This is a genomic window from Antiquaquibacter soli (assembly GCF_030580675.1).
GTDB lineage: Bacteria > Actinomycetota > Actinomycetes > Actinomycetales > Microbacteriaceae > Rhodoglobus > Rhodoglobus soli.
Window position 1 is genome coordinate 71,277 of the sequence record NZ_JAUQUB010000001.1, and the last position, 13,523, is coordinate 84,799.

Annotated in this window: 13 protein-coding genes; 11 read left to right on the forward strand and 2 right to left on the reverse strand. The window is 68.7% G+C overall.

Features of this window, described 5'->3' with window-relative positions:
- Window positions 1–19: 19 nt before the first annotated feature.
- The 5 genes from Q5716_RS00315 (at window position 20) to Q5716_RS00335 (ending at window position 5,367) form a co-directional block, all read left to right on the forward strand.
- Window positions 20–1,504, forward strand: a complete 1,485-nt coding sequence (locus tag Q5716_RS00315) for an FAD-binding oxidoreductase (RefSeq protein ID WP_305001094.1) — start codon at window positions 20–22, stop codon at window positions 1,502–1,504.
- An 83-nt stretch (window positions 1,505–1,587) separates the two neighbouring features.
- Window positions 1,588–2,493 carry a sugar phosphate isomerase/epimerase family protein gene (locus Q5716_RS00320; protein WP_305001095.1) on the forward strand — a complete coding sequence of 302 codons (906 nt, stop codon included), beginning with the start codon at window positions 1,588–1,590 and terminating at the stop codon, window positions 2,491–2,493.
- 12 nt (window positions 2,494–2,505) lie between these two features.
- The gene (locus Q5716_RS00325; protein WP_305001096.1) at window positions 2,506–3,735 is read left to right on the forward strand and encodes a Tm-1-like ATP-binding domain-containing protein; all 1,230 of its coding nucleotides are present in this window, start codon (window positions 2,506–2,508) and stop codon (window positions 3,733–3,735) included.
- The gene (locus Q5716_RS00330; RefSeq protein ID WP_305001097.1) at window positions 3,732–4,646 is read left to right on the forward strand and encodes a creatininase family protein; all 915 of its coding nucleotides are present in this window, start codon (window positions 3,732–3,734) and stop codon (window positions 4,644–4,646) included. The genes Q5716_RS00325 and Q5716_RS00330 overlap by 4 nt, the downstream gene beginning before the upstream one ends.
- Window positions 4,647–4,695: 49 nt before the next feature.
- Entirely contained in the window at window positions 4,696–5,367 is a 672-nt protein-coding gene (locus Q5716_RS00335) for a GntR family transcriptional regulator (RefSeq protein ID WP_305001098.1), read from the forward strand.
- A gap of 181 nt (window positions 5,368–5,548) precedes the next feature.
- On the opposite strand, the gene Q5716_RS00340 is transcribed toward Q5716_RS00335, so the two are convergent.
- Window positions 5,549–6,556: a sugar phosphate isomerase/epimerase family protein gene (locus Q5716_RS00340; RefSeq protein ID WP_305001099.1), complete on the reverse strand. Its 1,008-nt coding sequence runs from the start codon at window positions 6,554–6,556 to the stop codon at window positions 5,549–5,551.
- Between the two features lie 49 nt (window positions 6,557–6,605).
- A complete protein-coding gene (locus Q5716_RS00345; protein ID WP_305001100.1) occupies window positions 6,606–7,781 on the reverse strand; it encodes a Gfo/Idh/MocA family protein in 1,176 nt (391 codons plus the stop codon).
- 158 nt (window positions 7,782–7,939) lie between these two features.
- Here Q5716_RS00345 and Q5716_RS00350 point away from each other — a divergent pair, with 158 nt between their 5' ends.
- From Q5716_RS00350 to Q5716_RS00375, 6 genes are all read left to right on the forward strand, one after another.
- A complete protein-coding gene (locus Q5716_RS00350; protein ID WP_305001101.1) occupies window positions 7,940–8,803 on the forward strand; it encodes a branched-chain amino acid ABC transporter permease in 864 nt (287 codons plus the stop codon).
- Window positions 8,800–9,867, forward strand: a complete 1,068-nt coding sequence (locus Q5716_RS00355) for a branched-chain amino acid ABC transporter permease (RefSeq protein WP_305001102.1) — start codon at window positions 8,800–8,802, stop codon at window positions 9,865–9,867. Before Q5716_RS00350 ends, Q5716_RS00355 begins: the two co-directional genes overlap by 4 nt.
- The gene (locus Q5716_RS00360; protein WP_305001103.1) at window positions 9,864–11,123 is read left to right on the forward strand and encodes an ABC transporter substrate-binding protein; all 1,260 of its coding nucleotides are present in this window, start codon (window positions 9,864–9,866) and stop codon (window positions 11,121–11,123) included. The genes Q5716_RS00355 and Q5716_RS00360 overlap by 4 nt, the downstream gene beginning before the upstream one ends.
- A gap of 70 nt (window positions 11,124–11,193) precedes the next feature.
- Window positions 11,194–11,952, forward strand: coding sequence for an ABC transporter ATP-binding protein (locus tag Q5716_RS00365; protein ID WP_305001104.1), 759 nt, complete (start codon window positions 11,194–11,196; stop codon window positions 11,950–11,952).
- On the forward strand, window positions 11,936–12,649 hold the full coding sequence (locus Q5716_RS00370; protein ID WP_305001105.1) for an ABC transporter ATP-binding protein: 714 nt from the start codon (window positions 11,936–11,938) through the stop codon (window positions 12,647–12,649). The genes Q5716_RS00365 and Q5716_RS00370 overlap by 17 nt, the downstream gene beginning before the upstream one ends.
- A gap of 117 nt (window positions 12,650–12,766) precedes the next feature.
- Complete coding sequence (locus Q5716_RS00375) at window positions 12,767–13,522, forward strand: SDR family oxidoreductase (RefSeq protein ID WP_305001106.1); 756 nt, start codon at window positions 12,767–12,769, stop codon at window positions 13,520–13,522.
- The last annotated feature ends 1 nt before the right edge of the window (window position 13,523 follow it).

Here is a 13,523-nt window from a genome sequence, read left to right on the forward strand (position 1 = left end):
GAGCACCGACAGGAGACCAGTGAGCACGACATCGTCGGCCGGCGACGTGAGCGGGCGGAGCTACCTCCGCGGCCAGATCGCCCGGGAGCTCACCGCGGCGCTCGGCGCCGAGCACGTGAGCCAGAACCCCGCAGATCTCCAGGCCCAGGCGGCCGACTGGTCGTGGTACTCCAAGTACCTCGCCTTCAAGGGCCTCGAGCAGCCCGCGGCCGACTTCGCCGTGCGACCGGCGAACACCGCCGAGGTCGAGCGCGTCGTGCAGATCGCGAGCGACTACCGCATCCCGATCGTGACCCGCGGCGGCGGGTCCGGCACGCAGGGCGGCACGTTCGCCCCGTACGGCGGCATCTCCCTCGACCTCTCCCGCCTCACCGACATCGTCGAGATCGACGAGGACAGCCTCATCGTCACGACCGGCGCCGGGATCGACGGCCCCACCCTCGAGAAGACCCTCAACGAGAAGGGCCTCACCCTCGCGCACTACCCCGGCTCGTACCACCTCGGTGCGACGATCGGCGGCTTCATCGCCGCCCGCGGCTCGGGAGTCGTGTCGACCAAGTACGGCAAGGCCGAGAACCAGGTGCTCCAGCTCGAGGTCGTCGTCGCCCCCGGCAAGACCGTGACCACCCTGCCCGTGCCGAGCCACGCCGCCGGGCCCGACCTCCTGCAGTCGTTCGTCGGCTCCGAGGGAACTCTCGGCGTCATCACGCAAGCGAGTCTGCGCGTGGACCCCCTGCCCGAGGCGCGCGGGTTCCTCTCCTTCAGCTTCCCCGACATCTTCGCCGGCATCGAGGCCGGCCGGCGCATCATGACGAGCCGACTGCGGCCCGCCGTCATCCGCCTCTACGACGAGGCCGACAGCTACAAGCTCCGCGACTGGGTGGGCACCCCGTTCACCGGCACCCTCATGGTCGTCATGTGCGACGGGTCGCAGGAGCTCGTCGACTACGAGACTAAGGCCATCACCGCCGTCGTGGAGGGGGCGGGCGGAGCATCCCTCGGTCCCGACGTCGGCCAGACCTGGTGGGACGGCAAGTACGAGCCGTACGCGAAGGGCAAGCTGCCGCAGCCGCCGCTCATGTACGGCACCTTCGACCAGGTCGCCCGATTCCAGGACCTCCCGGCGATCTACCGCGCGAAGAAGAAGGTCATCGAGGAGCAGTTCGGCCAGTACGGCGCGCGCTACACGGCCCACCTCTCGCACTGGTACGACTGGGGCGCGATGCTCTACGACCGCTTCTACGTGGACGAGCCGCCGGCCGACCCCGCGGAGGCCATGGACCTGCACGACCGGCTGTGGGACGCGGGCATCCTCGCCGGTCTCGAGAACCGGGCCGTGCTCAACGACCACCACGGCGTCGGAATCAAGCTCGGGCGCTTCATGCGCCCGCAGTACGGCACGGGGTTCGAGCTCATGCGCCAGCTGAAGGACGCGTGGGACCCCGACGGGATCATGAACCCCGGCAAGCTCGGATTCGGCCCGCCGCGCAACAGCGCGTGGTGACCTCCCCCCATTCCCCATAACTGAAAATCCCGCAACAATCGACAGAGAGGCACGATCTGTGCCCGACTCAAAGGAGAGTAGTGATGCACCTGTCCATGCATAACTGGATGCGCGCAGAGCCGATCGAGACGACGATCGCGCGACTCGCGAAGTACGGCTACAAGTCGATCGAGATCTCGGGCGAACCCGAGAAGTACGACGCCAAGCACGTGCGCGGACTCCTCGACCACTACGGCCTCAACTGCTGGGGCTCCGTGACGCTCATGGTCGACGGCCGCAACATGCAGTCCGGCGACGAGGCCGTGCGGGCCGCTTCCGTGCAGTACGTGAAGGACTGCATCCAGCTCGTCCACGACCTCGACGGCAAGATCCTCACGCTCGTGCCCGGCACGGTCGGCAAGGTCGTCCCCGACTCGACGCCGGAGAACGAGTGGCAGTGGCTCGTGGATGGCACGAAGGAGGTCTACGAGTTCGCGGAGGCCAAGGGCGTGCGGGTCGGCATCGAGCCGCTCAACCGCTTCGAGTCCTACCTGATCACGCGCGCCGAGCAGGCGCTCGCGCTGTGCGACGCGGTGGGCCCCAACCTCGGTGTCGTACTGGATGCCTTCCACATCAACATCGAGGAGTCGAACCTCTACGACGCCATCCGCCTCGTCGGCAAGGACAAGCTCGTCGACGTGCACGTCGCGGACAACAACCGGATGCCCTGCGGCTACGGCGACTACGACTGGACCGAGTTCGTGGGCGTCCTGAACGAGATCGGCTACGACGGAGCCCTCACGGCCGAGTTCGTCGCCCCTGTCGACCGCACCCCGGCGAACAAGTACCCGAACGCGCTCGAGACCAACTTCGAGGGCCTCGACATCCCGCCGGAGCAGCTCAAGTTCATCATCGACCACGGTTCGTCGATCCTCACCGAGGAGTTCTACGACTGGCTGGTCAAGGTGAACAGCGAGACCCTCCTGCCGCTCATCGACGACAAGTGGTAGGCCGTTAGGCACATGGGCAAGGTAGTCCTCGTCGCGACGCTCGACACCAAGGGGCCGGAGGTCGCGTACTTGCGCGATCGCCTCAACGCCCTGGGCATCGAGACGCTCGTCGTGGACTCCGGGATCCTGGGCGAACCGGTGGGCATCGTCCCCGACGTGAGCCATGCCGAGCTGGCTGGGCGAGGCGGCATCACCCTCGCCCAGCTGCAGGCTTCCGGGACGCGTGGTCGCGCTGTGGAGACCATGCGCCGGCTGGTGCAGGACCTCGTGCGAGAGCTCTATGCGGATGGGCAGCTCGTGGGCGGCATCAGTGTGGGTGGCGTCGGCTCCGTGATGGGGGCCGCCGCCATCCAGGAGCTCCCCGTCGGGGTGCCCAAGATCGTGGTCGCACCGACCGCGTCGGGCCACCACGAGTTCGGCCCCTACGTGGGGCTCAAGGACGTCTTCGTCGTGCACTCGGTCGTCGACATCCTCGGCCTCAACCCGGTGATGACGACCGTCCTCGATAACGTCGCGGCCGCGATGGCCGGGATGCTCGCGCACGGGCATCCGCTCACCCCGCCGCCGCCCGGGCGCAAGTACGTCGCAACGACCATGCTCGGAAACACCACGAAGGCGGTCGGAGCGCTCAAGGACCGCCTCGCCGAGGACGGCTTCGAGGCCGTCGTGTTCCACTCGAACGGCGTCGGCGGGCCCGCGATGGAGGAGCTCGCCGCCGAGGGCCAGTTCGTCGGCGTCGTCGACTACACGACGAACGAGATCAACGACCCGCTGGTCGGGGGCATCCACAACGGCGGTCCCGACCGCTTGCGCGTCGCCGGGCGGCTGGGGCTGCCGCAAGTGCTCGTGCCGGGATGCATCGACTTCTCGGTGTGGGCGGCGGGGAGCATCCCCGAGCACCTCCGCGACCGGCCGGTGTACGACCACAACCCGGAGTACACGCTCGTGCGGGCATCCCACGAGGAGAAGGCGACCATGGGGCGCATCTTCGCGGAGCGCGTCAACGAGTCGACCGGGCCGGTGCACATCGTCATGCCGCTCGGCGGCCTCTCCATCCCCGCGACCCCGGATGGCCCCTTCTGGGACCCCGAGGGCGACCAGCTGTTCCTCGCCGCACTGCGCGAGACCCTTCGCGACGACATCGTCGTCGAGACCACCGACCACCACATCAACGACCCCGACCTCGGGCGGCTCGTCGCCGACCGATTCCTGACCATCATCCGAATCAAGGAGCCAGCATGACCCGCCCCGAGCGAAGCATCGCCCGACTGACCACCGGCGACGAGGAGTTCCGCGCCAAGTTCCGCTCGTGGAACCACGCGTACCTCTCCTACGTCGACATCGAGGAGTACCTGAAGACGAAGGACACCATCCTCGTGCCGATGGCCTCGACCGAGCAGCACGGGCCGCACCTGCCGCTCTACACCGACACGATCACGGCGATCGAGATCTCGGAGCGCATCTCCGAGCACATCGGCGTGCTGCACACCCCGCCGCTGTGGGCCGGCTACTCGCCGCAGCACATGTACGGCGTCGGGCAGGGCCGGGGTACCGTCACGCTGCGGGCATCCACCCTCCTCAACCTCATGAACGATGTCGCCCGCAGCCTCATCCACCACGGCTTCAACCGCATCATCTTCATCAACGGGCACGGCTCGAACACGAAGGTCGTCGACCCGGTGCTGCGCAAGCTGCGCTACGAGACCGGGGCGCTCATCTCGTTCGTGAAGCCGTTCATGGAGCGCTACACCGGCATCCTCGAGGGGCTCATGGAGAACCCGCCGGAGGAGACCCCGGGCTGGCACTCGAGCGAGCTCGAGACCTCGCAGGACATGGCGTGGAACCCCGACCTCGTCCGCATGGAGCGCGCCGTCGACACCCGCGCGCACACGCCGGCGTTCCTGCCCGACGCGTTCAAGAAGAACGACGGGATGCCCGACACCGAGTTCGAGGGCTACCAGTACTTCACCTTCCCGATGGACCACCACGAGTTCGTCGAGAACGGCATCATCGGCAACCCGATGCGCGCCACCGCGGAGAAGGGCGAGGAGGCGTTCCGGCGGTACTCGGAGCACGTCGCGCGAGGCATCCTCGAACTCGAGAAGGTGCCGGTCGAGGTGCACCACCGGGAGTTCGTCGACCGCACGATGTGAGGCGCCGCGGGAGGCCTATAGTGGGGCAGGCACAAGGAATGGACGCACGATGACGATCGAGGAAGCGGGCTCGCGGGTCGACACCGCGTACGAGTGGCTGCTCGCGGAGATCACGGCGTTCCGCATCCGGTCCGGTGCCCCGCTGTCGGAGAACCGCATCGCGAACCAGCTCGGCATCAGTCGCACTCCGGTGCGCGAGGCGCTGCAGCGGCTCGAGAAGGAGGGGCTCGTCAAGCGCACCGACAACGCGCGCTTCGCGGTCTCGCAGCTCACCATCCAGGAGGTCAACGACGCGTGCGATCTCCTCGAGGCCCTCGACACGTACGTGTGCCGCAAGGCGTCGAGCAAGCTCACGCCCGACGACATCGAGCTGCTGAAGGCGTCCGTCGCCGAGATGCAGCGCGCGGCGGCGGCGGATGACCGCAACTCCTGGTCGGCCGCCGACCTCGCGTTCCACCGCACCGTGAACACCATCGCGGGCAACCAGCTCGTCGCGGACACCGTCAAGGAGACGAGGCGCCGCATCCAGCGGTTCTGGATGCGCGCCGCCTCCCTCCAGTCGAGGCTGCAGGCCTGTTCGCAAGAGCACCTGGTGCTCGCGAACGCGATCATCGCCCAGGACTACGAGGCGATCGAGCCGGCCGTGAAGGAGCACATCGGCCACATGCGGCAGCGTATGGTCGAGATGCTCGAGACCGCGGCGGCCCTGCTGGGCGATTGACTGCTGAAGCGAAGCCCATTTCTGGGCTTCGCCGGAGTCAATCGCCGACGCCCGTCCCGGGCGTCGGCTAGGAGATACCCCCGGTCGCCCTCTCTGCCGAGTGTTCCGATTTGGTCGGTAAGCGAGGCCTTATAGCGACCAAATCGGAACACTCGGCGATTCGAGCGGCGCGTGCGCCGCGTCAGTCCTTCGAGGCGAACGCGTCGTCGAACGAGCCGGTCGGCACGGTCCACAGGAGCGAGCGCACGTAGGCGAGTCCGGCGGGCGCGCCCTCGAGGCGGTCCATGCCGGCGTCCTCCCACTCGACCGAGATCGGGCCGGTGTAGCCGATCGAGTTGAGGGCGCGGATGCTGTCCTCCCACGGCACATCGCCGCGACCGGTGGACACGAAGTCCCAGCCGCGGCGGGGGTCGGCCCACGCGCGGTGCGAGCCGAGCACACCGTTGCGGCCGTTGCCCATCCGCATACGGGTGTCCTTGCAGTCGACGTGGTAGATCCGGTCGGCGAAGTCGAGGATGAACGCGACGGGGTCGAGGCCCTGCCACACCATGTGCGACGGGTCCCAGTTGAGGCCGAAGGCCTCGCGGTGGTCGATCGCCTCGAGCGTCTTCACGGTGGTCCAGTAGTCGTAGGCGATCTCCGACGGGTGCACCTCGTGGGCGAAGCGCACGCCCTCGGAGTCGAAGACGTCGAGGATAGGGTTCCAGCGGTTGGCGAAGTCCTCGTAGCCGGCGTCGATGACGTCCTGGCCGACCGGCGGGAACATGGCGACGTACTGCCAGATCTTCGAGCCGGTGAACCCGACGACGGTGTCGACGCCGAGTTTGCGCGCGGTGATCGCGGTCTTCTTCATCTCCTCCGCGGCGCGCTGGCGCACGCCCTCGGCGTCGCCGTCGCCCCACACCTTCGCGCCGACGATCGCCTGGTGGCGGAAGTCGATCGGGTCATCGCACACGGCCTGGCCCTTGAGGTGGTTGGAGATGGCGTAGAGCTTGAGCCCGTACTTGTCGAGCAGGTCGAGGCGCGACTTCGCGTAGTCGTCGTCCTCGGCCGCGCGCCACACGTCGAGGTGGTCGCCCCAGCAGGCGAGCTCGAGGCCGTCGTAGCCCCACTCGCTCGCGAGCCGGGCCACCTCCTCGAGGGGAAGGTCGGCCCACTGGCCGGTGAAGAGGGTCACGGGATGCGTCATTGCTGCTCCTTCTCGAGAGGGGTGGGACTTTTGTCGAAGATCGTCATAACTACTCTGCCACGCGAACGGCCTGGCTGCTCCTGCGAGATGACTCCTCGATCGCGGCGAGCACGCGCTGAACGCGCAGCCCGTCGGCGAACGAGGGGCTCGAGGGGGTGTCATCCCGGATCGAATTCAGGAACTCCGCGAACTGGTGCACGAACGTGTGCTCCCAGCCGATGATGTGGCCGTCCGGCCACCACGCCCCCACCCACGGGTGGTCGGCCTCGGTGACGAGGATGCGGCGGAAGCCCTGCTCCCCGGCGCCGTCCGCGCCGTCGAAGAACCAGAGCTCGTTGAGGTTCTCCAGGTCGAAGCGGATGCTCCCGCGCTCGCCGTACACCTCGAGGGTCATCGCGTTCTTGCAGCCGAGCGCGAGGCGGGTCACCTCGAGCTGCACGACGGCTCCCCCGGAGAGGTGCGCGGTGCCCCAAGCCGCGTCATCCACGGTCACCTTCTCGAGCGCGCCGCCCCCGGTGCCCTTGATGCCACCGTCGCCCGAGTCGCCGCCCGGGCGCTCGCCGATGAAGGTCGTCACTCCGCCCGAGACGGCGTCGATGCTCTCCCCGGTGACGTGCTGCACGAGGTCGGCGATGTGCGAGCCGAGGTCGCCGAGCGCGCCCGAGCCCGCGGTCTCCCGGCGGAGCCGCCAGCTCATCGGCGTCGCGGGGTCGTTGAGCCAGTCCTGCAGGTACGAGGCGCGCACGTGGTGGAGCGGGCCGAGCCGGCCGTCGGCGACGAGTCGACGCGCGACCTCGATCGCGGGGACGCGCCGGTAGTTGAAGTTCACGATCGCGTGCTGGCCGCGGGCTGAGGCCGCCTCGAAGGCGGCGAGCATCCGCTCCGCCTCCTCCACGGAGTTGGCGATCGGCTTCTCGACGACGACGTGCTTTCCGGCCTCGAGGGCGGCGATCGCGATCTCGGCGTGCATGTTGCCGGGGGCGCAGACGTCGATGATGTCGATGTCGTCGCGCTGGATGACCTCGCGCCAGTCTGTCGCGGACTCGGCCCACCCGAACCGGGCGGCGGCCGCCGCGACGTGCTCGGCGTTGCGCCCGACGAGCACCGCCTGCTCGACGGGCGGCACGTCGAAGTAGGCGGCGACGTTGCGCCAGGCCTGGGAGTGGGCCTTGCCCATGAATGCGTAGCCGATCGCGGCCACGCGCAGTGTCTTGTACGACGCCATCGTCGTCCCTTCGCTCCGTTGCGTCCAGGTGGTGAATGCTCATCGCTTGTTGACAGCGGGAGAACTCGCCCTTAGTGTACAACTACTTGTATACAAGCCGGGATACATTTTAGAATCCCGAAACGAATGGAAGACCACAACGTCGTGAGTCAGGTGACATGGACCAGTTTCTCCTCATCGCGCTGAACGGGCTGACGCTCGCCGGGGTGTACTTCCTCGTGGCCAGCGGCCTCACCCTCATCTTCGGGCTCATGCGCGTCATCACCATGGCGCACGGCACGAGCTACCTGCTCGGCGGCTACCTCGGCTACGTCATCGCGCGCGAGACCGGCAACTGGTTCCTCGGGGCGATCGGGGGAGCCATCCTCGTCGGGCTCCTCGGCCTCCTCATCCACCAGGTGCTCATCCGGCGCTTCCAGGACGACGACATGCGCGTCGCCCTCATCACGCTCGGGGTGAGCCTCATCGGCACCGACCTCATGCTCGCGGTGTTCGGCGGCACCGCCACCCAGGTGCCCGTGCCCGGAGACGTGCAGGTGGCGTCGGTGAGCATCCCCTTCATCGGTCCTTACCCGCTCCTGCGCCTCCTCGTGCTGCTCATCGCGGTCGTCGTCGGCGTCGCCCTCACCCTCTTCATCACGCGCACCCGGTTCGGCTCGGTCGTTCGAGCGGGCGTCGACGACAGTCAGATGACCGCGGCGACGGGCGTCAACGTGCGGGTGGTCTTCGCGATCATCTTCGTGCTCGGCTCGGCGCTCGCCGGCCTCGCCGGGGTTGTCGGCGGAACGCTCTTCCCGCTGCTGCCCGGCCAGGACGGCGTGTACCTCCTCTACTCCCTCGTCGTCGTGATCGTCGGCGGGATGGGATCCATCACCGGAGCGGCGATCGGCGCGGTGCTCGTCGGACTCGTGAGCCAGTTCTCGCTCGTCTACGCGCCGACGTACTCGCTCGTGCTGACGTTCGCGCTCATGGTCGTCGTGCTCGCCGTCCGTCCGCAGGGAATCATGGGGAGGGCGGTATGAGCGAGCTCTTCGCACCGAAGCGCACGGGCGTCGCCCGGTGGCTGCCGTGGGCGCTCGGGGGAGCGGTCATCCTCGTCGCCGTTCTCTTCCCGTTCCTCGTCGACCGGCCGCGGTTCTGGCTGCCCAACATCGGGGTGCGCACGATCTGGCTCGGCATCATCGCGATGAGCCTCGTGTTCCTCAACCGCTACGTGGGGCTGCTCTCGCTCGCCCAGGTGACCGTCGCGGGCGTCTCCGCCTACGGCGTCGGCGTCATGATGGTGACGTTCGAGCAGCCGTTCGTACTCGCCGCCCTCGTGGGGCTCGTCGCGGGAACCCTCGCCGGCTTCCTCATCGCCCTCATCGCCGCCCGCACCAAGGCGATCTACTTCCTCATGATCACCCTCGCGATCGGTCAGGTCTTCTACTCCTGGGCGTCGCAGGCCATCGAGGTCACGAACGCCCGCCGCGGTCTCGCTCCCGTGCTCAAGCCCGATTTCGGGTTCCTCAACCTCAACGACATCACGTCGTTCTACTACTTCGTGCTCGTCATCGGCATCCTCTGCTACGTGCTGTGCCGGTACGCGGCGAGCTCGACGTTCGGGCTCACCCTGCAAGGGGTCCGCGACAGCCCCGACCGGATGCGCGCGCTCGGGTACAACGTGAACGCGTACCGCATCGCCGCCACCACGTTCGCCGCGTTCATCGCGTCCGTCGGCGGAATCGTGCTCGTGCTCGACCGCGCCCAGGTGGACCCCGACGTCGTGAGTCTCGGCTCCACCCTCGACGTCCTCGTCGTCGCGGTCATCGGCGGCGTCGGCTCCCTCGGCGGGGTATTCGCGGGAGCGCTCGTGCTCACGCTCCTGTCGAACTTCGCCCAGAACCTCACCGACCGGTACATGACCCTCACCGGCCTGGTGTTCATCATCGTCCTGCTGTTCGCGCCCGCGGGTCTCGCGGGAATCGGCAAGCAGGTGAAGGGGCTCATCGCCCGGCGCCGCACCCCGCGCCACGATGCCCCGCAGCAAGACCCGTCGGCTGACCAGTCGGCGGAGCATGCAATCACGGAAGGAAAGCAGCAATGATGCTGAACAAGAAGGGCCTGGCCGCAGCAGTGGCCGCCGGAGCATCCGTGCTCCTGCTCGCGACGGGTTGTACCGCGGGCGGTGGCGAGGGTGGCGGCGACGTCATCAAGATCGGCGTCATGGCCACGAGCGAGGGCAACCTCGCGTTCGGAATGGGCGAGGCGAAGGCCGCGATCGAGGCCGCGATGGCACCGTACGGCGGAACCGCCGACGGCGGCGAGGTCGCGGGCAAGACGCTCGAGATCATCTACGCGGGAACCGACGGCACGACCGCCTCGGCCCAGACCCAGGTGAAGAAGCTCGTCGAGAACGACGGCGTCGACATCGTCTTCGGCCCGGTCTCCGGCGACGAGGGCGAGACCGTCGTGCAGTACGCGCTCACCGTCCCCGAGGTCACGTTCGTCAACGGCTCCGCGAGCCCCGTCGGCATGACGCTCGAGGGCGCGGAGAACTTCTTCCGCTTCCACGGCGACTCCGCCATGTGGATGGGCGGCCTCGGCACCTACGCCGTGGAGGAGAAGGGCTACGACAGCGTGTACCTCCTCGCCGAGGACTACTCGTTCCCGTATGACAACGCGGGCGGCTTCTTCAGCGAGTTCTGCGCGGCCGGCGGCTCGATCTCGGGCGCCTCGTGGGTGCCCGTCGGCACCACCGACTACGCGACGATCATCTCGCAGATCCCCGCCGACACCGATGCGGTGTACGTGGGCCTCGGTGGCGCGGACGCCGCGAGCTTCCTGTCGCAGGCCGTGACCAACGGTGTGGCCAAGCCGCTCATCGGCGGCTCGATCGCCGTCGACACCACCGCCCTCTCCGGCGATGCGAACATCGCGTCTGCCGCGATCGGCACCATCACCGGTGGACCCGTCCCCGGTGCCGGATACGACAACCCGGTCTGGGCCGAGTTCGTCGACGCGTACCTCGCGGCCCCCTCGGCCGAGTTCCCGTCGCCGTCGATCTTCTCGATCCTCTACTACAACTCGTTCGAGTCGCTCCTCCTCGGCCTCGAGGCCGTCGACGGCGACCTGAGCGACGGTCACGCCGCGTTCCGCGAGGCGCTCGGCTCGCTCGAGTGGGACAGCCCCACTGGTCCGATCTCGATGGACGAGAACCGCCAGGCGATCGTCGACAACTTCCTCATCGAGGTCGCCGAGGGCGAGGACGGCTCGCTCGTCCAGCAGAACATCTCGGAGGCCACCGGCGTCAAGCAGGGCACGACGGTCTACGACCGCTTCGAGAGCTGCGACGACCTGTAGCACCCACCCGGTCCCCGGTCGGGCTTCGGCCCGGCCGGGGACCATCCCCCACTCTTCGGAAGGACCCAGGATGCCCGAGCTCGCGCTCCGCGTCGACGACGTGTCGAAGCACTTCGGCGGCCTCAAGGCGATGCGCCACGTCAGCCTCACCCTCGAGGCGGGCGAGCGCATCAGCGTCATCGGCACGAACGGCGCCGGCAAGTCCACGCTGTTCAACTGCATCGCGGGAACCTTCCCCGTGTCATCCGGCACCATCGAGCTGTTCGGCGAGAACGTGACCCGCACGTCGGCCGCCCAGCGCGCTCGCCGCGGGCTCGCCCGCACCTTCCAGACGTCGCGGCTGTTCGAGCAGCTCACCGCCGCGGAGAACGTCTTCATCGCGCTCGGAGGAAACGAGTTCCGCGGCGGGCTGCTGCGGCACTTCCGCCGCGACACCGCGCGCTGGGACCGGGTCGCGCGGCTCCTCGACCGCGTCGGCCTCGACGGCCGCGGCCCCCAGCCGGTGGCCGACCTCTCGCACGGCGAGCAGCGCCAGCTCGAACTCGCGATGGCGCTCGCACTCGAGCCGAAGCTGCTCATGCTCGACGAGCCCGCGGCCGGGTTCTCGCCGGCGGAACGGGCATCCCTCGTCACCCTGCTGCGCGAACTGCCGCAGGAGATCAGCCTGCTGCTCATCGAGCACGACATGGACATCGCGCTCGCTGTCGCGAGCCGCGTCATCGTGATGCACGACGGCGAGAAGATCCTCGAGGGCACGCCCGACGAGATCCGCGCGAGCGAGCGGGTCCGTGAGATCTACCTGGGAGGCTCCATTGACCACGCCGCCTGAGACCTCCTTCGAGGTCAGCGACCTCAACGTGTACTACGGGCACGTCCATGTGCTGCAGGATGTCTCGTTCCGCATGGGCACCGAGCCGCTCGGCATGGTGGGGCGCAACGGCATGGGCAAGTCGACCCTCGTCAAGGCGATCGCGGGGTTCATCCCGGTGCGCAGCGGATCGATCTCGTTCGAGGGCCGCGACCTCGCCAACAAGCAGCCGTACCAGATCACCCGGGCGGGCATCGCGCACGTGCCGCAGGGGCGCCGCATCTTCCCGTCGCTCACGGTGCACGAGCACCTCACGATGGTCGGTGCGCGCAAGTCGGACCGCTGGACGGTTCCCGCGATCTACGACCTCTTCCCGCGGCTCGCCGAGCGCAAGCGCAATGGCGGGGCGGAGCTCTCCGGAGGGGAGCAGCAGATGCTCGCGATCGGGCGCGCGCTGCTGTCGAACCCGCGGCTGCTCGTCATGGACGAGCCCTCCGAGGGACTCGCCCCGGCGGTCGTCGATCACCTCGCGGAGGTTCTGCGCGGCGTCGTCTCGGAGGGGCAGGCGGTGCTGCTCATCGAGCAGAACCTGCGCTTCGCGACCGAGCTGTGCGACCGCATCCTCGTCATGGTCAACGGCCGGATCGCCGCCGATCTGCCCGCCTCCGAGATCGCCGGCGACGCCGAGGTGCAGAACAAGTACCTCGGTGTCGTGTAGCGGACCCGGCCAACCCCGTTTCTCAGGAATATGCTCGCGCCGAGTGCACTATGTCGTCAGTGGCCGCATATTCCTGAGAAACGGGGTGGACGGGGCGCACTGGGCTAGCGTGACCCCATGACCTCGCCGTTCGACCTCACCGGTTCACTCGCCGTCGTGACCGGGGCCAGCCGCGGCATCGGGGCAGGGATCGCCCTCGGGCTCGCGGAGGCCGGTGCCGACGTCGTGGGCGTCGCGCGCGGGTCGCAGGATGCCACGGCCGCGGCCGTCCGCGAGGCGGGTCGGGACTACACGGCTCTCGCCGCCGACCTCTCCAGCCCCGACGGCGTACGGGGGCTCGTCGCATCCCTCGACGCGCTCGACCGGCCGATCGACATCCTTGTCAACAACGCCGGGATCGCCGAGCGCAACCCCGCCGAGCACCATACCGACGAGCAGTGGGCCGCCGTGCTCGACGTGAACCTCACCGCCCCCTTCGTGCTCGCGCGCGAGCTGGGAGCCCGGATGCTCGACCGCGGCTCGGGCCGCATCGTGTTCCTCGGCTCGATGATGACGTGGCAGGGCGGCCGCGACGTCGTGAGCTACACCGCCTCGAAGTCGGCGGTGGCGGGTCTCGTGCACGCGCTCGCGAACGAGTGGGCGGGCCGCGGGGTCGGCGTCAACGCGATCGCGCCGGGCTACATCGAGACCGAGCTCACGTCGGCGACGCACGGCGACCCCGCTCGCCGGGCCGCGTTCGAGGCGCGCATCCCGGCGGGGCGATGGGGGAGTGCGGCGGACGTCGCCGGGGCGGTCGTCTTCCTCGCCTCGCCCGCCGCCGCGTACGTGCACGGCGTCGTGCTGCCGGTCGACGGCGGCTGGCTCGTGCGGTAGC

What these genes read in the sequence shown, in the direction of transcription:
- Q5716_RS00320 (WP_305001095.1), top strand. Translation starts at nt 1,588, where the DNA reads ATGCACCTGTCCATGCATAACTGGATGCGCGCAGAGCCGATCGAGACG.
- Q5716_RS00325 (WP_305001096.1), top strand. Translation starts at nt 2,506, where the DNA reads ATGGGCAAGGTAGTCCTCGTCGCGACGCTCGACACCAAGGGGCCGGAG.
- Q5716_RS00330 (WP_305001097.1), top strand. Translation starts at nt 3,732, where the DNA reads ATGACCCGCCCCGAGCGAAGCATCGCCCGACTGACCACCGGCGACGAG.
- Q5716_RS00335 (WP_305001098.1), top strand. Translation starts at nt 4,696, where the DNA reads ATGACGATCGAGGAAGCGGGCTCGCGGGTCGACACCGCGTACGAGTGG.
- Q5716_RS00340 (WP_305001099.1), bottom strand. Translation starts at nt 6,556, where the DNA reads ATGACGCATCCCGTGACCCTCTTCACCGGCCAGTGGGCCGACCTTCCC.
- Q5716_RS00345 (WP_305001100.1), bottom strand. Translation starts at nt 7,781, where the DNA reads ATGGCGTCGTACAAGACACTGCGCGTGGCCGCGATCGGCTACGCATTC.
- Q5716_RS00350 (WP_305001101.1), top strand. Translation starts at nt 7,940, where the DNA reads ATGGACCAGTTTCTCCTCATCGCGCTGAACGGGCTGACGCTCGCCGGG.
- Q5716_RS00355 (WP_305001102.1), top strand. Translation starts at nt 8,800, where the DNA reads ATGAGCGAGCTCTTCGCACCGAAGCGCACGGGCGTCGCCCGGTGGCTG.
- Q5716_RS00360 (WP_305001103.1), top strand. Translation starts at nt 9,864, where the DNA reads ATGATGCTGAACAAGAAGGGCCTGGCCGCAGCAGTGGCCGCCGGAGCA.
- Q5716_RS00365 (WP_305001104.1), top strand. Translation starts at nt 11,194, where the DNA reads ATGCCCGAGCTCGCGCTCCGCGTCGACGACGTGTCGAAGCACTTCGGC.
- Q5716_RS00375 (WP_305001106.1), top strand. Translation starts at nt 12,767, where the DNA reads ATGACCTCGCCGTTCGACCTCACCGGTTCACTCGCCGTCGTGACCGGG.